This window comes from Kribbella sp. NPDC050281, from assembly GCF_040655855.1.
In the GTDB taxonomy this organism is placed as follows: domain Bacteria; phylum Actinomycetota; class Actinomycetes; order Propionibacteriales; family Kribbellaceae; genus Kribbella.
In genome coordinates this window covers 21,388-42,235 of record NZ_JBFAKS010000030.1, presented here as the reverse complement: position 1 = coordinate 42,235, position 20,848 = coordinate 21,388, and the positions used below count along the sequence as shown (strand labels likewise).

20 protein-coding genes and 2 pseudogenes are annotated in these 20,848 nt (G+C 69.0%); 8 read left to right on the top strand and 14 right to left on the bottom strand.

Annotation, left to right across the window (positions count from 1 at the left end; translation table 11 throughout):
* Positions 1-75 precede the first annotated feature (75 nt).
* Positions 76-1,284, bottom strand: a pseudogene (glgC, locus tag AB0I34_RS28760) (glucose-1-phosphate adenylyltransferase); the annotation flags it as partial.
* 64 nt (positions 1,285-1,348) lie between these two features.
* Between glgC and AB0I34_RS28755 the strand changes: the two are divergent.
* The 3 genes from AB0I34_RS28755 to AB0I34_RS28745 all read left to right on the top strand — a co-directional run bounded on the left by AB0I34_RS28755 (position 1,349) and on the right by AB0I34_RS28745 (position 4,385).
* Entirely contained in the window at positions 1,349-1,894 is a 546-nt protein-coding gene (locus AB0I34_RS28755) for a GNAT family N-acetyltransferase (protein ID WP_360450961.1), read from the top strand.
* A gap of 18 nt (positions 1,895-1,912) precedes the next feature.
* Positions 1,913-3,070 (top strand): glycogen synthase, encoded by a 1,158-nt coding sequence (gene glgA, locus AB0I34_RS28750; RefSeq protein WP_360450959.1) that lies wholly within the window; start codon positions 1,913-1,915, stop codon positions 3,068-3,070.
* A 70-nt stretch (positions 3,071-3,140) separates the two neighbouring features.
* Positions 3,141-4,385, top strand: a complete 1,245-nt coding sequence (locus AB0I34_RS28745; protein WP_360450956.1) for a hypothetical protein — start codon at positions 3,141-3,143, stop codon at positions 4,383-4,385.
* Here the strand turns inward: AB0I34_RS28745 and AB0I34_RS28740 are convergent.
* The gene (locus AB0I34_RS28740) at positions 4,369-4,974 is read right to left on the bottom strand and encodes a hypothetical protein (protein WP_360450954.1); all 606 of its coding nucleotides are present in this window, start codon (positions 4,972-4,974) and stop codon (positions 4,369-4,371) included. The two genes, AB0I34_RS28745 and AB0I34_RS28740, sit on opposite strands and share 17 nt — an antisense overlap.
* Before the next feature lie 85 nt (positions 4,975-5,059).
* Positions 5,060-5,254: pseudogene (locus AB0I34_RS28735) on the bottom strand (helix-turn-helix domain-containing protein); the annotation flags it as partial.
* A gap of 104 nt (positions 5,255-5,358) precedes the next feature.
* Here AB0I34_RS28735 and AB0I34_RS28730 point away from each other — a divergent pair.
* Positions 5,359-6,216: an oxidoreductase gene (locus AB0I34_RS28730; protein ID WP_360450952.1), complete on the top strand. Its 858-nt coding sequence runs from the start codon at positions 5,359-5,361 to the stop codon at positions 6,214-6,216.
* Between the two features lie 381 nt (positions 6,217-6,597).
* Here the strand turns inward: AB0I34_RS28730 and AB0I34_RS28725 are convergent, their stop codons facing one another.
* The 3 genes from AB0I34_RS28725 to AB0I34_RS28715 form a co-directional block, all read right to left on the bottom strand.
* On the bottom strand, positions 6,598-7,551 hold the full coding sequence (locus AB0I34_RS28725; protein WP_360450950.1) for a type IV toxin-antitoxin system AbiEi family antitoxin domain-containing protein: 954 nt from the start codon (positions 7,549-7,551) through the stop codon (positions 6,598-6,600).
* A gap of 246 nt (positions 7,552-7,797) precedes the next feature.
* A complete protein-coding gene (locus AB0I34_RS28720) occupies positions 7,798-9,315 on the bottom strand; it encodes a leucyl aminopeptidase family protein (RefSeq protein ID WP_360450948.1) in 1,518 nt (505 codons plus the stop codon).
* Positions 9,316-9,456: 141 nt separating this feature from the next.
* The gene (locus AB0I34_RS28715) at positions 9,457-9,624 is read right to left on the bottom strand and encodes a DUF3117 domain-containing protein (RefSeq protein ID WP_012923066.1); all 168 of its coding nucleotides are present in this window, start codon (positions 9,622-9,624) and stop codon (positions 9,457-9,459) included.
* 165 nt (positions 9,625-9,789) lie between these two features.
* Here AB0I34_RS28715 and AB0I34_RS28710 point away from each other — a divergent pair, with 165 nt between their 5' ends.
* Both AB0I34_RS28710 and AB0I34_RS28705 read left to right on the top strand, forming a co-directional pair.
* Positions 9,790-10,605, top strand: coding sequence for a PaaX family transcriptional regulator C-terminal domain-containing protein (locus tag AB0I34_RS28710; RefSeq protein WP_360450946.1), 816 nt, complete (start codon positions 9,790-9,792; stop codon positions 10,603-10,605).
* 33 nt (positions 10,606-10,638) lie between these two features.
* Entirely contained in the window at positions 10,639-11,430 is a 792-nt protein-coding gene (locus tag AB0I34_RS28705; protein WP_360450944.1) for an enoyl-CoA hydratase-related protein, read from the top strand.
* A 402-nt stretch (positions 11,431-11,832) separates the two neighbouring features.
* On the opposite strand, the gene AB0I34_RS28700 is transcribed toward AB0I34_RS28705, so the two are convergent.
* The 7 genes from AB0I34_RS28700 to AB0I34_RS28670 all read right to left on the bottom strand — a co-directional run bounded on the left by AB0I34_RS28700 (position 11,833) and on the right by AB0I34_RS28670 (position 17,286).
* Positions 11,833-12,393 carry a DNA-3-methyladenine glycosylase I gene (locus AB0I34_RS28700; protein WP_360450941.1) on the bottom strand — a complete coding sequence of 187 codons (561 nt, stop codon included), beginning with the start codon at positions 12,391-12,393 and terminating at the stop codon, positions 11,833-11,835.
* Positions 12,390-12,839, bottom strand: a complete 450-nt coding sequence (locus AB0I34_RS28695; protein ID WP_360450939.1) for an SRPBCC family protein — start codon at positions 12,837-12,839, stop codon at positions 12,390-12,392. The genes AB0I34_RS28700 and AB0I34_RS28695 overlap by 4 nt, the downstream gene beginning before the upstream one ends.
* Positions 12,839-13,966, bottom strand: a complete 1,128-nt coding sequence (locus AB0I34_RS28690) for a DivIVA domain-containing protein (RefSeq protein WP_360451163.1) — start codon at positions 13,964-13,966, stop codon at positions 12,839-12,841. Before AB0I34_RS28690 ends, AB0I34_RS28695 begins: the two co-directional genes overlap by 1 nt.
* Before the next feature lie 76 nt (positions 13,967-14,042).
* The gene (locus AB0I34_RS28685) at positions 14,043-14,912 is read right to left on the bottom strand and encodes a TIGR00730 family Rossman fold protein (RefSeq protein ID WP_360450936.1); all 870 of its coding nucleotides are present in this window, start codon (positions 14,910-14,912) and stop codon (positions 14,043-14,045) included.
* A gap of 25 nt (positions 14,913-14,937) precedes the next feature.
* The gene (gene dapE, locus AB0I34_RS28680) at positions 14,938-16,005 is read right to left on the bottom strand and encodes a succinyl-diaminopimelate desuccinylase (RefSeq protein ID WP_360450933.1); all 1,068 of its coding nucleotides are present in this window, start codon (positions 16,003-16,005) and stop codon (positions 14,938-14,940) included.
* Entirely contained in the window at positions 16,005-16,691 is a 687-nt protein-coding gene (locus AB0I34_RS28675) for a VOC family protein (protein WP_360450930.1), read from the bottom strand. Before AB0I34_RS28675 ends, dapE begins: the two co-directional genes overlap by 1 nt.
* Positions 16,692-16,701: 10 nt before the next feature.
* On the bottom strand, positions 16,702-17,286 hold the full coding sequence (locus AB0I34_RS28670) for an ABATE domain-containing protein (protein WP_360450928.1): 585 nt from the start codon (positions 17,284-17,286) through the stop codon (positions 16,702-16,704).
* Positions 17,287-17,379: 93 nt separating this feature from the next.
* On the opposite strand from AB0I34_RS28670, the gene AB0I34_RS28665 reads away from it, so the two are divergent.
* Together AB0I34_RS28665 and AB0I34_RS28660 are read left to right on the top strand one after the other, a co-directional pair.
* Positions 17,380-18,039 carry a pyridoxal 5'-phosphate synthase gene (locus AB0I34_RS28665; protein ID WP_360450926.1) on the top strand — a complete coding sequence of 220 codons (660 nt, stop codon included), beginning with the start codon at positions 17,380-17,382 and terminating at the stop codon, positions 18,037-18,039.
* Positions 18,030-18,698, top strand: a complete 669-nt coding sequence (locus AB0I34_RS28660; RefSeq protein ID WP_360450923.1) for a maleylpyruvate isomerase family mycothiol-dependent enzyme — start codon at positions 18,030-18,032, stop codon at positions 18,696-18,698. Before AB0I34_RS28665 ends, AB0I34_RS28660 begins: the two co-directional genes overlap by 10 nt.
* Before the next feature lie 106 nt (positions 18,699-18,804).
* On the opposite strand, the gene AB0I34_RS28655 is transcribed toward AB0I34_RS28660, so the two are convergent.
* Positions 18,805-20,841, bottom strand: a complete 2,037-nt coding sequence (locus AB0I34_RS28655; protein ID WP_360450921.1) for a DUF4185 domain-containing protein — start codon at positions 20,839-20,841, stop codon at positions 18,805-18,807.
* Positions 20,842-20,848: the final 7 nt, after the last annotated feature.

The window sequence follows — 20,848 nt, the reverse complement described above, 5'->3', positions numbered from 1 at the left end:
CGCCAAGTCGTCCACCACGTCGTCCGCCACGTCGTCCACCTCGGCGGGCTTGTCGGCCGGCGGATCGATCACCTGGCCTTTGCCGAGCACGGTGATGCCGCCCGTGGAGACGGTGAAGCCGCGTTCGCGGTCATGATCCGGGTCGACACCGATCTCGACGCCGTCCGGGACGACCACGTTCTTGTCCAGGATCACGTTGACCAGCCGGGCCCCGGCGCCGATCTTGCAGTTGTCCATGATCACCGCGCGCTCGATGTAGGCGCCGGCACTGACGATCACGTTGGCGCCGAGCACCGAGGTCTCCACGGTCGCGCCGGTCACGATCGAGCCCTGGCAGACGATCGACTCACCGACGGTCGCGTCGTCGGTGAACTTCGCGCCCGGCAGTTGCGGGTGCGAGGTGAAGATCGGCCAGTCGGAGTTGTAGAGGTTGAACACCGGCTGGATCGAGACCAGATCCATGTGGGCCTCGTGGTAGGAGTCCAGCGAGCCGACGTCACGCCAGTACGAGCGGTCCCGGTCGAGCGCGCCGGGTACGTCGTTGTCGCGGAAGTCGTAGACTCCGGCCTTGCCCTCGGCAACCATCATCGGGACGATGTCGCCGCCCATGTCGTGCCGGGAGGCCGGGTTCGCGGCGTCCTTGCGGAGCGCCTCGACCAGGACGTCGGCGCTGAACACGTAGTTGCCCATCGAGGCGAACGCCTCGTCCGGCGAGTCGGGCAGTCCCGGCGGGTCGGCCGGCTTCTCCAGGAACTCCTCGATGCTCTGTCCGTCCGCACCGGTCTTGATCACGCCGAACTCGCTCGCCCCGGCCCGCGGCACCCGGATCCCGGCCACGGTGACGCCGTTCCCACGCTCCAGATGCGCGGCGACCATCTGGGCCGCATCCATCCGGTACACGTGATCGGCGCCGAACACCACGATGACCTCGGGCTTGAAGTCGTCGATCAGGTTCATCGACTGGTAGATCGCGTCCGCGCTGCCCTGGTACCACTGCGGGCCGAGCCGCTGCTGGGCAGGTACGCAGCTGACGAAGTTCCCCAACAGGGTGGACATCCGCCAGGTGACCGTCACGTGCCGGTCCAGCGAGTGCGACTTGTACTGCGTCAGCACGAACAGGTTCCGGATCCCGGCGTTGACCAGGTTGGACAGCACGAAGTCGATCAGGCGATAACTGCCCCCGAACGGCACGGCCGGTTTGGCCCGGTCCGCCGTCAGCGGCATCAACCGCTTGCCCTCGCCACCGGCCAGCACGATTCCGAGAACTCTGGGCGCCTTTGCCATGTCCGCACCTTAGCTCTGGGAGGCGGCGTGCATAAGCGCTTGCGAGTGTCGCGACACTGGGGGGATGCCAACGCTCATCGAACCTACGGTCGCCGTTCACCGCTCGTTCCTCGCTGCCTGGGACGAGTTCGGGCCGGACGACGAGCGGTGGATGGGTGCACGGGCGATCAGCGGCGACGAGGAGGAGTGGAGCCGCGAGCAGGCCGCGGATCCGGACGAGTTCGCCCGGATGGTCGAGCTGATCCGGATCGAGGCGGATCCGGCCACCGAACTGCGGCCGGACCTGGTCCACCAGACCGTGCTCTGGTTCGTCGACGGCCAGGAGTGGCTCGGCCGGCTGTCGATCCGTCACGACCTGACCCCGGTCCTGATCGAGCTCGGCGGCCACATCACCTACGGCGTACGGCCGTCGGCGCGGCACCACGGTCACGCGACCCGGATGCTGACCCAGTCCCTGCCGATCGCCGCCGGTCTCGGCATCGACCCGGTGCTGGTCACCTGCGACCTCGACAACGTCGGCTCACGCAAGGTGATCCAGGCGGCCGGGGGCGAATTGGAAGACGAACGACACGGAAAGCTGCGGTTCTGGGTACCGACACACGTCGCGTGATGACCTAGCCTCGGACGCATGAAGGTCGCCATCCTGACGCGTGAGTATCCTCCGGATGTGTACGGCGGGGCGGGGGTGCACGTGGACTTCCTGGTCCGCGAGCTGCGCCGGCTCCTCGACGTGGACGTGCACTGCATGGGCGAGCCACGTCTCGGCGCGACCGCGCACTCCGAGGACGACGCACGCATCCCGCAGGCGAACGCGGCGCTGCGCATCCTGTCCACCGACCTGACCATGACGGCCGCGGTCGGCGACTCCCAGCTCGTCCACTCCCACACCTGGTACGCGAACATGGCCGGCCACTGGGCCAAGCTCCTGTACGGCGTACCGCATGTCGTGACCGCTCACTCGCTGGAGCCGCGCCGCCCGTGGAAGGCCGAGCAGCTCGGTGGCGGCTACCGCCTGTCCAGCTGGGCCGAGCGGACGGCGTACGAGGCGGCCGACGCCGTGGTCGCGGTGAGCAACGGCATGCGGGACGACGTACTGGACTGCTACCCGGCGATCGACCCGGCCAAGGTGCACGTGATCTCGAACGGGATCGACGCCGACTTCTACCGGCCGGATCCGGCGACCAACGTGCTGGAGCGGCTCGGGGTCGACCTGAGCCGGCCGTACGTGACGTTCGTCGGCCGGATCACCCGGCAGAAGGGCGTCCCGCACCTGCTTCGGGCCGGGCTTCGGCTGGACCCGTCGGTGCAGCTGGTGCTGCTCGCCGGCGCGGCAGACACAGTCGAGCTGAAGGTCGAGACCGATGCCTTGATCGACGATCTCAAGGCGGCCCGGGACGGCGTGTTCGTGGTCTCCGAGATGCTCCCGCGCGACGAGGTCCGGCAAGTGCTGACGCACGCGCTCGCGTTCTGCTGCCCGTCGGTCTACGAGCCGCTCGGCATCGTCAACCTGGAGGCGATGGCGTGTGAGACCGCCGTCGTCGCCAGCGCGGTCGGCGGCATCCCCGAGGTGGTCGACGACGGCGTCACCGGCACCTTGGTCCGGTACGACGAGAACGATATCGACGCGTTCGAGCGCGACCTGGCCGCGGGGATCAACGACCTGGTCGACAAGCCGGCCAAGGCGGCGACGATGGGCAAGGCGGGCCGCGAGCGGGCCGTCTCCGAGTTCGGCTGGGACGCCGTGGCGGACCGGACTGTGCAGCTGTACACCAGCCTGCTCGGGTAGGCGAAAGTCCACCTCCAGCCGGGGGCCGAGCACCCTCGTCGCACGCTCGGCCCAGCGGTTGGCTGGAGGCATGACTCCACGGATCACCAAGACCGTTGCCGCCACTCTCGCCACGGCCGCGCTGCTCGCGGCCCCGATCTCGGCGTACGCCGCTGTCACCCAGCCGACGCTCTCGGAAGCCGCCGTCACCAGCGTCCATGCCCCGCGTGGTGCGCTCGTGTCAGCCGTCCCGATCGCCCGGCTGACCGCAGCCCAACTGGACGGAGCCGCGGCCGGGACGGGCTTCGTCGGTACACCGGTGGCCAAGCACGACGTCACGGCGTACCGGTTGATCTATCGGACCGTCGACCCCAACGGCCGGCCCACTACCGCGAGCGGTCTCGTCGTCCTGCCAGACGGCCGCCACGGCGCGCTGACCGTCGCGGAGTACCTGCACGGCACGACCGCGACGAAGGCCTACGCGGCGTCCGTGTCCGAAGAGTCGACCGACCGGCTCGTCACCGCGCTCTTCGCCGGCCAGGGCCTGGTCGGGGTCGCGCCCGACTACCTCGGTCTCGGGCTCGGACCGGGCGAGCATCCGTACATCGACACCAAGACCGAGACGAGCGCGTCCGCGGATCTGCTGCTCGCGGCTCGCACGTTCGCGCTCAGGCATGGAGTCCTCCTCAAGCGCGACGTGCTCGTCACCGGCTTCTCCCAGGGCGGCCGGGCCTCCGTCGCCCTGGGACGGGCGCTCAGCCGGGGTGAGGTCTCGACGTTCCGCCTCGGCGCTCTGCAGGCCGTGGCCGGGCCGTACGACCTGCAAGGGACCGAGCTGCCGGCCGCCTTCAACGGTGGGCTGGCGCCCGCGACCGCCGCGTTCTACCTGGCCTACTTCACCACTGCGTGGAACCGGACCGTCGGCCTGTACGACGACCCGCGGGAGGCGTTCCAGGAGCCGTACGCGAGCACGGTCGAGGGCCTGTTCGACGGGACGCACCCGGACGAGGAGATCGTTGCCGGACTCCCCGATTCCCCGGAGAAGCTGTTCACGGCGGCGTTCATAGAGCGGCTGACGCACCCGACCGGTCGCTACCTGCGCGCGCTGCAGGCAGCCGACCAGATCTGCCACGACTGGACCCCGCGCGTGCCTGTGCACCTGTACAACGGCACGAAGGACACCGACGTGGTGGCCGCCAACGCGGATGCCTGTGCGACCTCGCTACGGGCTCGCGGCGCGAACGTCATCGTCCACTCGATGGGTGCGGTCGACCACGTGGGTACGGCACTGGCGGCGTACCCACAGATCGTGGGCGCCTTCAGTCGCTGGGCCTAGGTGTTTGATCACGCTGCTCGGTGGTCTCATCGGTCGTGTCGTTGGACGCGACGAGGCTGCCGAGCAGGGCGAGCGACTCGATGCTCCGGCTTCCGGGTACGGCGTGGAAGACGACCAGCGTCATACCGTCGGTGCCACCGATGGTGAGCTTGTCGGACTTCAGCTCCAGGTCTCCGACGTCCGGATGAGTCAGGAGACTCAGCCGGCCGCGGCGCGGGCGGACGTCGTGCCGCGCCCACAGCTGGCGGAACCGCTCGCTGCGCACCGACAGTTCGCCGACGAGCTCGACCAGCCGGGGATCGTCGACCGCCGACCCGAGCTCGGACCGGAGTACGGCGACGCCCTCCTCGGTGAGCTCGTCCCAGTCTCGCCGCAGTGCCTGCTCCGCGGGGTCGAGCAGGACTGCGGTGAGCAGGTTGACCCCGACCGCGTAGTTCGGCGTCAGCGCCGCGCCCAGAGCATTGACCGCGAGCACGTCTGTGTACTTGTTCTGCACGTACGCCGGGTTGTTCGGCCAGCCGTCGATCAGCTCGCGGATGCTCTCCGGCACAGGGCTCGGTCCTGGGTCGTTGCCGCTTGGGGACAGCACGCGGCTGCTCCTGGACGAGCCCGACCAGGTAGGCCGTGGCGTCGGCGTCCAATCGCAGTACGTCGGCCAATGCCTCGAGCACCTGGACCGACGGGTGCCGGTCGCGGCCCTGCTCCAGCCGCAGGTAGTAGTCCGAGCTGATGCCGGCCAGCATCGCGACCTCCTCGCGCCGCAACCCCGGCACCCGCCGTACGCCGACCCGTCGAAGCCCGACGTCCTCAGGCCGGACCTGTTCGCGCCGGGCTCGGAGATACTCACCCAGCGCGTTGGAGCTGTCCATGTCGTCCACGGTAGTCGGACCCGACGCGCGGAGACTGGGTCCTGTCACTCCCAGGAACAGCGGGACACTCCCTCCTTGGCCGACCCCGAGGAACAGTGGAAGACATGACGAACTCAACCATCACCCTCGCCGACGACCTCACCATCACCCGGATCGGGTACGGCGCCATGCAGCTCGCCGGTCCCGGGGTCTTCGGGCCGCCGAAGGACCGCGACCAGGCGATCGCCGTACTGCGGGAAGCCGTCAACCTGGGCGTCACGCACATCGATACCAGCGACTTCTACGGCCCGGTCGTGGTCAACGAGATCATCAAGGAAGCCCTGCACCCGTACCCGGCCGGCCTGCACCTGATCACCAAGGTGGGTGCCCGCCGCGGCGACGACGGCAGCTGGATCCCCGCCCGCGAGCCGGACGACCTGAAGGCCGCGGTCCACGAGAACCTCGAGCACCTCGGCCTGGACGTCCTCGACGTGGTCAACCTCCGCACCCCCGCGCACGACGGCGGCAGCGAGGAGTCGATCGCCGCCGAGTTCACCGCCCTCGCCGAACTGCAGCAGGAGGGCCTGATCCGGCACCTCGGGCTGAGCGGTGTCACCGTCACGCAGATCCGCGAGGCGCAGACCATCGCCCCGGTCGTCACCGTCCAGAACCTGTACAACCTGGTCCGGCGCGATGACGACGACGTGGTCGACTTCTGCGCCGACGAGAACATCGCCTTCGCGTCGTTCTTCCCGCTCGGCGGCTTCAGCCCGCTGCAGTCCGAGACCCTCGCAAAGGTCGCCACCCGCCTGAACGCCTCACCTCAGCAGGTCGCCCTGGCCTGGCTCCTGCAGCGCTCCACCACCAGCATCGTCATCCCCGGCACGTCCTCACTCACCCACCTCCGCGAAAACACCGCCGCCCGAGACCTCGTCCTCCCCACCGACGCAGTGGCCGAACTGAACGCAATCGGGAAGTCCTAGCGGCCCACTCTCCCCACCCTCCCGGCCCTCCCCACCCTCCCGGCCCTGCCTGCCGTCTGCCGTCTGATGGGCTGACCTATCAGAACGCGGGTCGGCCAACCGCACACCGCTGGCCAACCCACACTCCGATCGGCTCACCTACCAGAACCCGCGTCGGCCAACCGCACACCGCTGGCCAACCCACACTCCGATGGGCTCACCTACCAGAACCCGCGTCGGCCAACCGCACACCGCTGGCCAACCCACACTCCGATGGGCTGACCCACCAGAACGCGGGTCGGCCAACCGCACACCGCTGGCCAACCCACACTCCGATGGGCCGACCTATCAGAAGCCGGGTTGGCCAACCGCACACCGTTAGCCGACCCACACTCCGATGGGTCAACCAGCGAGCGCAGTACGACGGGAGCGGGCGAAGGCACCGCGGATGCGGGCTGCGAGGCGATGGGGATGGTCGAGCTCGGGCCACGTCACACGAACGAGCTCCAGTCCCAACGCCCGAAGCCGATCCTCCCTGAGCTTCTCCTGGATCAGCGTGTCCCGTGATCCGTCGGCGTACTTCGTCAGCCCGTCGAACTCGACGACGGCGTCGTGGTCGGCGAAGTGGAAGTCGACCCGCGCGACGAAACCATCGCCGTCTTCGAACACGACCTGAAGCTCGGGCACTGGCAGACCCTGGTTGTGCATCAACACCCTCAGCCGTGACTCTCCCGCAGACTCGGACAGGGGGTTGGCGAATGCGAGCGCGGAACGGATCGTCGGGCCGCCCGGCCAGCACTCGGTCACGTCCACGAGCCGCCGGAGGTCGTCGGCGTTCATGGCCGGATGTCGCAACGCCGCATCCAGACTCACCACCGCTGCCTCGAACGACGTACGCGCGGCGGCTTCGACGACCGCACGGGCCAGCGCGGTCGTTGCCAGACCGTCGACGTGCATCAGGTCGGCCAGTCCGAGCAGTCCGCGATGGTGGCGAACACCAGCCTTGACTCCACTCCGCCCCGTCGTACGGGTCAACTGGACCTCGCTGAGATCTGCGCGCCAGACCGGTACGCCGTACTGAACAAGGGCAGAGTGATGACTCACTACGGCGGACCCGGGTTTCATCGAGTTCATCGCCGCGTGAACGAGGAGTCGATGGCGCGCGAGCTGCCGCTCCCATGGCGCCAGGCCGACCAGCTCCTGTCGCTCGGCGTACTGCCCGTAGCGCACACGCTCCCAGCGTCCGTCAGCAAGCCGTTCGCGGATCTGTTCCTGGGTATACCCAGCCGCGCATGCCTGCCGCGTACTGACCACGCCACCTTGGCCGGCCGCGATTTCCTTCAACTCCGGATTCACGCAGGTCAGCATGCCCTCGTTCCGCCACCCGCCGCTCCCTATTCCCTCCCCTTGTGGATAACCCTGATGGGTCAGCCCACGCGACTGTGGGTTGGCCATCCGCGTGCCGTGGGCGAACCCACACTCTGATGGGTCAACCCACCAGACGCCGCGAAGCGCGGGGGTGGGGGGCGAAGCGCGCGGGGTGGGGGCGAAGCCGCGGGGGCGGGGGCGAAGCGCGCGGGGGCGGGGGTGGGCGGGGTGGGGTCAGCCGATGCCGGAGGTTGGGGTTTCGGAGGTCAGCCAGGTGGTGAGGAGGCGGGCGCCGGCTCCGGTTGCGCCGACGGAGTACTCGAAGCGGTCGGCCGGGGACTCCGCGATCGACGACAGGTCCAGGTGGGCCCACGGGATGTCGCCCGCGAACGCCTTCAGGAACAGGGCCGCGGTGATCGAGCCCGGGCCCTTCGAGCTGTTCACCGAGTCGGCGATCGGCGTCGAGATGAGCTCCTGGTACTGCTCGGCCAGCGGCATCCGCCACAGCTCCTCGCCCGACACGCGGCCGGCGTCGGCGAGGTTGTCCGCGAGCGCGTCGTCGGTCGCGAACAGCCCGCCGTACAGCATCGAGCCGAGCGACACCTTGATCGCACCGGTCAGCGTGGCGATGTCGACGATCGCGTCCGGCTTCAGTTCCTTGACCGCGTAGGCGAGGCCGTCGGCCATCACCAGCCGACCCTCGGCGTCGGTGTTCTTCACCTCGGTGGTGCGGCCGCCGTAGTGCCGGATCACGTCGTCCGGGCGGTACGCCGTACCGGACGGCATGTTCTCCGCGGAGCAGATCAGGCCGGTGACCCGGACGTTCGCGCCGAGCTCGCGCAGCGCCGACATCGTCGCCATCACCGAACCGCCGCCGGTCATGTCCCGCTTCATCGACACCATGCCCTCGCGCGGCTTCAGCGACAGGCCGCCGGTGTCGTAGGTGATGCCCTTGCCGACCAGGACGACGTACGGCGTCTTCTTGGTCGCGCCGGCCGGCACGTAGTCGAGCCGGATGAACCGCGGCGGCCGGGTCGACCCCTTGCCGACCGCGAGGATGCCGCCGAACCCGTCTGCAGCCAGCTGCTTCTCGTCCCAGACGGTGACCTCGAGACCGGACGACTCCGCCAGTTCGGTCGCGCGGGCGGCCATCCAGGCCGGGTCCTTCTCGTTCGACGGGGTGATCGCGAACTGCCGCGCCAGCCAGCCGGTCCGCCCGAGCACGATGCCGCGGTCGAGCACCGCCTGCCGCTCCGACGCGGATCCGTCGGTCAGCGTCACCCGGCCGACCACCGGCTTGCCCGTGTCGACCGTCTTCTGGGTGTAGCCGAACGATCCGAGTACGACGCCCTCCGCGACGGCCTGCAGTGTCGCATCGTCGATGCCCTCGGCAACGACCGCGGTGAGCTCGTCCTTGCCGCGGCCGAATCTCGCGATCGCGGCCCCGGCGTGTCGCAGGTCCTTGGCGCTGCCGTCACCGGCGCCCACCAGCAGCACCTCGGTCACCTCGCCGGTCAGCAGCGGATAGCTCGCGGTGGCCCCGGCGGTCGGGCTGAAGCCGGTCGCCTGCTGGACCTCGTACAGGCGGTCGAGATCGACTCCGAGCCGCTCGCCCGCCTCTTTGGCGGCAGCGGGCAGACCGCCCTCGCCGACCACGATCACCCAGGTCGGGGCGCCGTGCACCGGCAGACCGGGCTGCCAGGAGACTGCCGGAAGAGTCGGGAAGGTGAACGTGTTGCTGCGGCGAGCCACTAGGAGGACCTCACTGGTTTGATCAAATGTGGGGACTGCATTGTCCGGGGCCAACCGTAACGACCCCGGCCGGTGCCCGAAAAGGCACCCACCGGGGTCGATGAATTGGCAGAGGTACGGAAGGCACCTCGGGGGATCCGCTCAGCCGACGACGGCCTTGAGCGCGTTGCCGAGTTCGGTCGCTTCGTCGGCGTTCAGCTCGACGACTAGCCGGCCGCCGCCCTCGAGCGGAACCCGCATCACGATCCCGCGGCCCTCCTTGGTGACCTCGAGCGGACCATCGCCCGTCCGCGGCTTCATCGCCGCCATGCGCGCACCCCTTCCCAGTGTCGGTGTTGAGCGACGACACCGCGCGGGGAACCGTCGCCGGCGCCGTTGCGGTGATGCGCCGTCGGCGCGTATCGCAGTGTGTATCGCAACCATTATCCCCGATCTCAGGCCAGAGCCGTGCACCATACGGCAGACTCAACTCTTGTGCACGCCCGTTCAGCCCTCTTCGACCTGTACGGCGACCATCTGCGCGCCCGCGGCGCGCGGGCCCCGGTCGCCGCGCTGGTCCGGCTGCTTGCGCCGCTGGGCGTCCATCCGCCGGCGGTGCGTACCGCCGTGTCGCGGATGGTCCGGCAGGGCTGGCTGGAGCCGGTCCGGATCGACGGACAACCTGGGTACGCGTTGACCTCCCGGGCGCGTCGCCGCCTCGACGATGCGGCCGCCCGGATCTACCGCACCAGCCCTGACGGCAGCGGTCCGGCCGGCACGAACGGCTCCTCCGGCTGGGATCAGCACTGGCATCTCGGCATCCTCCGCGAGGTCCCGAACGCGCGCCGCCGCGACCAGCTCGCGAGTCAACTCGCCTTCCTGGGTTGGGCTCCACTGTCCGACGGCGCCTGGGTCGGCCTGCGCAACGATGCCGAGGTGGACCAGATCCTCGGTGTGGAAGGGATCGCCGCGGATCGGTTCCGCGCACCCGTCGACGCCGGTGCCGTCGAGTTCGCCCGCCGGGTCTGGAAACTGGACGAGCTCGGCGCCTCGTACGACGCCTGGCTGATCGAGGCGAAGGCCCTGGTGGACGGTGCGGGCGACGACACCACCGACGAGCAGGCGTTCGCCGTACGGTCGGAACTGGTGCACGAATGGCGCAAGTTCCTGTTCCTCGACCCGGGCCTGCCGGGCGAACTGTTGCCCGACGACTGGGCCGGAACGCGGGCCGCAGCATACTTCGATTTCCACGCCGAACGACTGAGCCCCGCGGCCGGGCGTTTCGTCGACGACTGCCTGACACTGCACTGAAATTCCTCACCGATTGTCAAGGAGCTGACCACGATGAGTGACTCCGTCACCTACACCGTCGCCGACGGCGTAGCCACCATCACCCTGAACCGGCCCGACGCGATGAACTCGCTCGACACGCCGACCAAGGTCCTGCTCCGCGACACCGTCCAGGCCGCCGCCGAGGACAACGCCGTACGCGTCGTGGTGCTCACCGGTACTGGGCGGGCGTTCTGCGTCGGCCAGGACCTGAAGGAACACATCGGGCTCCTCGAGGCGAACGACACGGCCGCATTGTGGAGCACCGTGCCGGACCACTACGCCCCGATCGCCCTCGCCCTCGCCGAGATGCCGAAGCCGGTGATCGCGTCCGTGAACGGAGTCGCGGCCGGTGCCGGCGCGTCGATGGCGTTCGCGTGCGACTTCCGGGTTGTTGCTGACACGGCCGGCTTCAACCTCGCCTTCACCGGCATCGCCCTGTCGTGCGACACCGGCATCTCGTGGACCCTGCCTCGTTTGATCGGGCACGCCAAGGCCGTGGAGTTGCTGTACTTCCCTCGGACGATCCCCGCCGCCGAAGCCCTCGACCTCGGGTTGGCCACGTCGGTCGTGCCCGCCGCCGATCTCTCATCCGCCACCGCCGAGCTGGCCACCAAGCTGGCTCATGGGCCGACCGTTGCGTACGGCGCTGTGCGGCAGTCGCTCGGCTATTCGGCCACTCACACACTGGCCGAGTCCTTGGTGTACGAAGCGAGCAAGATGCAACAAACCGGCGACACCGAAGACCACCACAACGCCGTCGCCTCCTTCGTCGCCAAACAGAAACCAACCTTCACCGGCCGCTAGGTCCTCCGACGGCGGTTTGTTGGTGCGCCCAACGCGATCGCGGGGGCTGAGAAGTTTGGTGGGCTCCCCGGCCGCGTTCCGGCCGGGCGAGTCACGGCCGGACAACCACCTGACAGTCGGGGAGCCCGGAATCACCTCATCACGTTCGGTGCCCGGAGCACAACTCGTTCAGCCGTTTGTGTTCCAAATTGGCCCAGATCCCTTCCAGCACAGGCGTTTCCGGGCAATCGTGCCCTTGCACGCGCCACCTGCAAGCCGCAAAGTACGCATGCAGCTGCACGTGCATCGAGCGTGCGACCACCAGTCAGCGCCCACACCAAAGCCGCTGTGCCCTGCTTGGTTCAGCGCGCGCCACCAACGGCTGCCCTCGATCTGGTTCCGGGCCGCCGTACCAGCGCAGGATCAACGGGCGATGCAGGTCGACAGGTGGTCGTTCACGATGCCGCCGGCCTGCATCAGTGCGTACGCCGTCGTCGGGCCGACGAACACGAACCCCTTTTTCTTCAGGGCTTTCGACATCGCGACGGACTCCGGCGTCGTGGCCGGGACATCGCCCAACGTCTTCGGCGCCGGCCGATCGACAGGCTGGAACGACCACAGCAGTTCAGTGAACTCGCCGTCGTCCAACTCCAGCAACGCACGTGCGTTGGAGATCGTCGCGTTGATCTTCAGGCGATTCCGGACTATCCCGGGATCGGCCATCAACCGGTCGAAGTCGTCGGTGCCGTACTTCGCGATCACCTCTGGATCGAAGTGTGCGAACGCGGCCCGGAAGTTCTCCCGCTTGCGCAGGATGGTGATCCACGACAGCCCGGACTGGAAGCCTTCGAGCGTCATCCGCTCGAACAGTCCCCGGTCGTCGCGGATCTCCTGGCCCCACTCGTTGTCGTGGTACTCGATGTACTCCGGCGCGGAGGTCGCCCACCCGCACCGCGGCTGGCCGTCCGGCCCGATCACCGTCATCGCGCGACCTCCCGCACCAACCGCCGCAACGAGATCCGCATCAGCACCTCGAACGCCGGCCGCACCACCGGCCACCCCGTCCGACCGACCTTCCCCCATGGCGGTACGACGTCCTCCGCCCACGTGAAGGTGCTCCCGACGCCGGTAGGAACGATCGAGAACGTCCCGGTGCCGGCGACGACGGTACCGAGATGTTTCACCGTGCACTCGCGCGGCGGATCCCAATGTGTGATCACCATGTCGTCAGTGAACCCCAAGCCACCGACAGAAGTGCGCGCCGCGATCCCACCGCCGACACCAACGCCGTCGTGCTCGGTCGCCCAGACGCGGGTCAGCAGCATCCATCGCGATTGCCGCTCCCAGTCGATCGCGGCATCCCAGGCTGCCTGCGGACTCAACGACAGATAAACCGACGCTTCCGCATGACAGTTCCCGTCGGGGTTCATCAGCTCGGCCGCTGGTAAGCACCCTGCTCAGGCGGCGCCGGCTCCTCGTGCTGAGGCGCCGGATCGGGCAGCATCCAGTGCGGCGTCGGGGCGGGCTGCGGCCCGGCCGCCGGCACCGACCGCTGCTGGCCCGGCTGTGAGCCGTCAGCCGCGGGCGGCTGCTCGGGGGCGGGCCGCTGGTACCACGCCTCGCCCTCGGGCTCGTACGACGCGGATTCGGTCTCGGGAGCCGGTGTGTCCGACTGCCGAGGCGGTGTCGACTGCTGAGGGGCAGGCTGACGTTCCGCCGGAGTACGCCGGGGCGGTCCGGGCTGGGACTGGGCTTCGAGGACTGCGCGGGCCTCGGCCTGCAGACGCTCGTACTCGTCCGCCGCAGCCGCGTGGGAAGCGGCGGACCGCTCTGCAGCCGTCTGCTCGGTGGTGACAGGCTGCTCGGCAGTCTCAGGCTCATCGGCAGCGACAGGCTGCTGCAAAGTCAGGGGCGGCCGGGCGGCGGCCGGCGACACGTCCTGAGCCGCAGCAGGCCGCGCCCCAGCCGGAGGCTGCACGCCAGCGGCGGCCTGCGCACCGCCCGCGATCTGAGCGCCGCCGGCGGCCTGCGCACCGCCGGGCGTGGGCGAGGCGGATCCGGCCTGCTGGCCTCCGGCGGACGCCTGCTCCGGCGACACGCTGGGCTGCCCGGGCGACGGGGCGGCCTCCTCGGACGTCACGACAGGCTGCTCCGAGGTGTCCGACTCCGGGAAGTCGCCACCGACCATGATCGGCTTCTGCGCCCCGGTGTCGTCGAAGTCGGTCGCGCTGTACCTGGACCGGGACGTGAATCCCGCCCCGTCCGGCGCCTCGACGATCGGCGCGACGGCACGCTCGAGGTCGGCGATCCGGCGGTCGCGCTCGGCGACCTCCTTCGCGACCCGCTCGAGCAGCGTGTCCACCTCGTCCATCCGGTAGCCGCGCAGTCCGACCGCGAACCGGGCCGACTCGATGTCGGCCGAGCTCAGCGCCTGCCGCGCCGGCACGGTCATATCAGGCCGATCGTCGTACGCCGTACTCATGGCACCCCAACGACCCGAGGCCACCACTGCGACAGCCCCGATCAACAGCACCACGATCAGCCCGAAGAACCACATCACGGGTCCGATCGTGCCATGCCGCTCCAGTCACCCGCACAGTCGGCAGGGTTTCGGCCGTGCTTCACGGGCCGGTTCAGCTCCCGTCCGAGCCGAGCCGGTGCGCCTCGCGACGCTCGCGGGCCTCCGGGTTGTTCGCCTCAGCCACGTCCCGAGCGGCGGCGGCCGCGGCCTCCTCAGCGGCGGCATCGGCCCCTTCACCAGCCTTGACGATGTAGCTGATCGCCTCGTCCACGTCGTCGGTGATGGTGAACATCTCCAGGTCGGCCGCGGAAATCTTCCCGTCCACGAGCATCGTGTCCCGCAGCCAGTCCGCCAGCCCACCCCAGTACGACGTACCGAACAGGACGACCGGGAACGACGTGACCTTCCGGGTCTGGGCCAGCGTGAGCGCCTCGAACAGCTCGTCCAGCGTGCCGAACCCGCCCGGCATCACCACGAACCCCTGCGCGTACTTCACGAACATGGTCTTGCGGGTGAAGAAGTAGCGGAAGTTCATCCCGACGTCGACCCACTCGTTCAGGCCGTTCTCGAAGGGCAGCTCGATGCCGAGCCCGACCGACACGCCGCCGGCCTCGGAGGCGCCCTTGTTCGCCGCCTCCATCACACCGGGTCCACCGCCGGTGATCACGGCGTAACCGGAGCCGACCAGCTTCCGCCCGAACTCCTCGGCGGCGGCGTACATCGGCTCGTTCGGCTTCGTCCGGGCCGAACCGAACACGCTGATCGCGGCGCCGAGCTCTGCGAGCATGCCGAAGCCCTCGATGAACTCCGACTGGATCCGCAGTACCCGCCACGGGTCGGTGTGCACCCAGTCGCTCGGGCCGCGGCTGTCCAGCAGGCGCTGCTCCGACGTGGATTGCTGCACCTGGTTGCGGCGCATCACCACCGGCCCGCGCTGCTGGTGGCCGGGCGGGCGGTCGGGGTGGATCGAGGGTTCTGCCATACCCCCAGATTAGGTCGTCAGGTATCTACGCGGGCTCCGTCAACCAAGTCCTCAACCTTTGTTCACACAGCTCGATCTCGGCCTCCGGCACGAACTCGTCCTGCTTGTGCGCGTACAGCGGGTCGCCGGGCCCGTAGTTCACCGCCGGTACGCCGAGCAGCGTGAACCGGGCCACGTCGGTCCATCCGAACTTCGGCTTCGGCTCACCCCCGACCACCTGCAGGAACGCCGCCGCGGCCGGCCGCTCCAGCCCCGGCAGCCCGCCCGGAGCAGAGTCGGTGACGGCGATCTCGAACCCGTCGAACACCTCCCGGAGGTGCGCCTCCGCCTCCGCCTCCGACCGGCTCGGCGCGAAACGGTAGTTGATCTCCACCGTGCACAGATCCGGTACGACGTTGCCCGCGACGCCACCGCGGATCGCGACCGCGTTCAGGCCCTCGCGGTACTCCAGGCCGTCGATCGGCACCCGCCGCGGCTCGTACGCCGCCAGTCGCGCGAGGATCTCGCCCGCGGCGTGGATCGCGTTCTTCCCCATCCAGGACCGGGCCGAGTGCGCCCGCTCGCCGCGGGTGGTGACCTCGATCCGCATCGTGCCCTGGCAACCGGCCTCGACGACCGCGTTCGACGGCTCCATCACGACCGCGAACACGCCCTCGAGGAGCTCCGGGTTCGACCGGGTCAGCTTGAACAGGCCGTTCCGCTCGGCCTCGACCTCTTCACAGTCGTAGAAGACGTACGTGACGTCGCGGTTCGGCTCGGCCAGCGTCGCGGCGAGCCGGAGCCCGACCGCGACCCCGCCCTTCATGTCGCAGGCGCCGAGCCCGTGGATCAGGCCGTCGGCGCGCCGGGCCGGGAGATTGTCGTTCAGCGGCACGGTGTCGAGGTGCCCGGCGACGACGATCCGCTCGTCCCGGCCGAGATCGGTGCGCGCGACGACGGTATTGCCGTGCCGGAACACCTTCAGATGGGCGTACGCCGACAGCGCCGCCTCGACCTCGTCCGCGAGCGTCTCCTCCGTCCCACTGACCGAGGAGATGTTGACCAGCGCCTCGGTCAGCTCCGGGCCGGGCATGGTCAGGTCGAGCTTGTTCATCAAGCGTCCTCCGCCGGGGGTACGAACACGCAGAACTCGTTGCCCTCAGGGTCGGCGCAGACGGTCCAGCCGATCTCGCCGTCCTTGGGCCGCAGCAGTGTCGCACCCGCATCGAGCACCGGCTGCAGCGCGGGCGCGGTGACATCCCAGTGCACCCGGTTCTTCACCGCCTTCGGCTCCGGCACCGGCACGAAGACCCAGTACGGGAACGGCAGCCCCGGGACGTTCTCCAGCCAGTTGTACGGCGTACCCGGCCGACTGCCGAAGTCACCACCGACCACGCCATGCCACCAGCGTGCCTGCGCCTCGGGATCGGCTGCGTCGACGATCAGCTCCAGCACCTTGTACGCCGGGACGGTGGTGCGCACGAACCCGCAGAACTCGCCGCCCTCCGGGTCCTCCATCACGGTCCACAGCTGCTCGTCACTGGCCGGCACCTGGATCGTCGCGCCCTGCCGCTCGAGGTCCGCGATCGCGCCGGTGGCGACGTCCAGATGGACGCGCTGCTTCACCGTCCGCGGCTCGTCCACTTTGTTGATCCAGATGGTCTTCTCGGGTACGTCGCCGACCAGCACGTTCGGGTTGTCGGCCGGCGAGGTCAGCCCCAGGATGTTCCCCCAGAACGCCGTCATCGCGCTCGGGCACGTCACATCGATACACAAGTCCTTGAAACGTGCGACGGTCATAGCCCACAGGCTATCGGCCGTGCCGCCGGCGGTAATGGCGGTTCACGCGCTCGCGGTTCCCGCAGGACGGGGAGCACCAGGTCTGGCGCGGATCGTCCTGGAGGAAGTACTTCACACAGCGCGCCGCCGGGCAGGCCCGCAGCCGGGCGCGGTCCGGGCCGGCCAGGAAGTCGATCGCGGAACGACCGACCGCACCGACCAGCAGCGCGACCGGATCGTCGGTCCGCCCAGCCCACTTGGTGACCGGTACGCCGTCTTCGGGCCAGTCCAACTGGGTGGTCCCGAGCCGGTCGGCAGCGCGGTTCACCATTCGCAGTGCCGCCCCGGCATCGATCAGCCGATCCGCATCCGCCGTACTCGCGGGGCGCGGCGCGACCGCACGGGCGAAGAGTGCTCGTACGGCGCCCCGGACGCGCACGAGTTCGTCTCGCGCGTCGTCGGGGCCCTCGAACGGGCGGCCGAGCACCTCCGCGACGAGATCCCCGTGCTGCTCGACCCAGGTGGCGGCGTCGGCGGGCGTCGCGAGAAGGTCCGCGACACCACCGTTGCCATCGTGCCGAATCGTCGCTGCGAGAGCGAAAGCCAGCGTACTCACGGTCGCAGTCTAATGAGATATCGGGTTGCTGCCATGTGAGTTGCTGCTCTAGGGTCACTAACGCGACAGGCCGTACCTACCGTTAGGCACTCGATGACCGACCTCCGCACCAGACTGCGCGCAGTCCCGACGTTGACAGGGACTCCGCCGGCGTTCGATCCGGCGCTCACGCCGGAGACACCGCATCCGCTGTTCGTCGAATGGCTGCTGACCGCGGTCGACCAGCAGATCCCGGAGCCATGTGCCGCGACGCTGTCGACGGTGCGCGCCGACGGGCGTCCGAACGGGCGGGTCCTGATCCTGAAGGACATCACCGAGGACGGATGGCAGTTCGCCTCGTCGTCGACCAGCCGGAAGGGCGAGGAGCTCGCCGCCACGCCGTACGCCGCTCTGACCTTCTACTGGATCCCGCTCGGACGCCAGGTGCGCGTGCTGGGGACGGTTGAGGCCGCGGATCCGGAGATCTCGGCGCGGGACTTCCTGTCCCGTCCGGCGCCTGCCCGGGCCGAGACGCTGGCTGGAAGGCAGAGCGCCGTACTGAAGGATCCGGCCGACATCGAGGCGGCGGTCACGGAGCAGGTCGAGCGGTTGAACGCCGAGCCTGGTGTGGTGGCGTCGAACTGGACTCTCTACACGCTGCGAGCCGACGAGGTGGAGTTCTGGCAGGCGGATCCGGACCGTCGCCACCTCCGCCTTCGCTACCGGCTCGACGACCCGACTCTTCCCTGGACCAAGGAGCGCTTGTGGCCCTGAACGACGTCAAGACAGCAGTCGCGCAACTGACCGCGTTGGTGACGGACCTGGACGACGAGACCGCCCGCGGTGCGTCCGTCCTGCCCGGCTGGTCCCGCGGTCACGTCATCACCCACATCGCGAACTTCTCCGAGGCGATGACGCGGCAGGTGGAGGAAGTCCTCCGGGATCGGCTCGTCGAGTTCTACGACGGCGGCCGCCCAGCCCGGGACGCAGCCATCGACGCCGGCGCCAACCGCCCGGCCGCCGAGCTCGAGTCCCACCTCAGCTCGGCCACCACCGGCCTGCTCACCGCCTTCGGCAAACTCACGCCCGACGACTGGCAGCGCCCCATCACCCACCGCACCAGCAACCTGGCCGCCGCCCTCAACACGACCTGGCGCGAGCTCCTCATCCACACCACAGACCTGGGCCTGGCCATCACCCCAGCCGACTGGCCTCCCGCCTTCTGCCTGCACCTCCTGGAGTTCCTCCGCCCCCGCACGCCCGAGGACATCACCCTCATCCTGGTCCCCACCGAAGGCCCCACCTGGCAGTCCGGCGCCGGCGAACCCCGAACCCTCACCGGCGAACTCCAAGCCCTCACCGCCTGGTACGCGGGCCGCACCCCCGCCACCCCGCTCCGCGGCCAGCTGCCCGATCTGCTGCCCTGGCCCTGAACCGCGGACCTGCAGCACTCATCAACTGCTGGGTCACCGGCGCCGTACGCGGGGAATGAGCGTGCCGGCGGCGATTTTCGGCAGTTGGTGAGTGCTGGGCGTCCGCCTACCCCACCGTGAAGTCGTCGACCTGGATGAAGGTGTCGACGTTGGGGGCGTTGAATCCGGCGTAGACGGTTAGCTCGTGGATATTGGCCGGGACCTTGACGGTGACTTCGTGGTGGACGTAGCCGGTGGAGGCTCCGAAGGTGGTGGAGGCCAGGTCCTCGGTGCCGTTGCGGACGCCGAAGCGGCCTTGGTCGGCGGGCAGGTTGGCGGAGGCGTTGATCCAGGAGCCGAAGGTATAGGTGGCGCCTGGGGTGACGGGGATGGTTTGGTACAGGGCACTCCACCCGGTGCAGGTGCAGCGGATCCAGCCGTTGTTCGCGCCGGAGTGGGCGAAGCCGAGTCCACGGTCGACGCCGTTGGCCGCCGTACCCTCGAACAGCCACGCCGGCTTCCCGCCGCCGGTCCCCTCGAAGCCACCATCCGCGAGTTGAGCGACGTACCTGACCGCCAATTCCGACACGGACGTGAAGCTCCGCGTCCCGCCTGGCAACCCGATCACCCGCACACCATCGGTCTCCTGCACCGGGAACGTGATCGTGTACGTCGTGTTCGCACCGGCCGAGACATCACCCGGGTACGCCGGTGACACTGTCTGCGCGCCGACCTCGACCCACTGACCGTTCTGACGAACCTGCACCCGCGTCCGACCCGTGAAGAACCCACCCTGTGCCGACACCGCACCCGAGGTGAATGACACGTTGTTCACCTTGTGGCGAGACGGCCACTGGTAACCCCACCACGACGCACCCTTCACCTCGTCGTCGAAGTCGGTCTCGCTCCCGATCGTCGCACCGTCGTTCATCAGCGCCAGACTCCCGGACTGCGTCGACTTGGAGATCGCGACGGCACCCGAAGACGGCGCCGCCAGGTTCTCGGGTCCAGGCAGATTGTCAGCCGGCGCATCGGACGACGGCGTCAAGACGAGCTTGCGCAGGTTGAAGTTGTAGACCGACGTACCGATGCCACCGCCACCACATGGGCAGACGTTCGCCTGGATGTACATCGTCTTGCCGTCCGGCTGTACGAACTTCGACGGGATGGTCACGCCGTACCCGCCGTACTTCGAGGTCGACCACGGATACCCGCCGAAGTCCTTGCTCATGAAGTGCTTCCATGGACCCCACGGCGTCGGCGACTCGTAGAACTCGAAGGTGTACTCCGTCCAGGACGTGTACACGTACCGCTCCTGCTGAGCCAGGTACGTGACCCCGCCCTGACTGATCACACTCAGGTTCGACGCGTTCGTCCCGTACGTCTGTGCGTACAGCCGCCGCTGGTCGGTCAGCACCGGCTTCCGGTCCGCGATCTTCGCCGACCATCCGGACCCGGTGTAGAACTTCCATGCCCCGCGATCCTGGACCTTCCCGCGAGGCACCCGGGCCAGGAACACGCTCTGCGGATCCGCCACCGTGTCGTCGAACGAATCCCGCCAGTTCCCGTCCAGCCCATAGGCATAGACGTACCCGTCCGGCGCAAGCGCCCCGCCCTTCCCGAAGTCCGCGAACCAGATCGTCGTGAACACATGGTCGGAGAACATCGGCTTGCTCTTGTCCCAGGTCCAGGTCCGCCCGTGGTCGGTGGACTTCAGGATCGTCGCGGCCGGTACGTCGTTGAAGTCCAGCGCGAGGTCCTGGACCGCCAGGTACATCGTGTCCCCGACGCACACCATCCCGGTGGGTTTGCGGTTGTACCCGGGTCCGCTCCAGATCGATCCGACCTGGTCGCCCTTCGAGATAGTTGCCCCGGACAAGTTCCCCGGCGTTCCGTCGATCTCGCTGACCGCGATGTCGGCGAAGTCCTGGTCCAGGCTGAAGCCCTTGCCGTCGCCGTTCGCGGCGTACAGCTTGTCGTTGCCGGCCCAGCAGGACGGCCACAGGTCGCCGTCGCTCGGGCTGGGTGTCCCCTTCGACTCCACCTGCGCTGTGCCGACGGCGGTCGACGTGGCGGCAACCGGCGGCGAGTCGGAGGACTGGGTGAGCAGTGTCGCCGTTCCGAAGACCAGCGGCAGGACAGCGAGCAGAGCCCCACGCTTCATGAGCGTT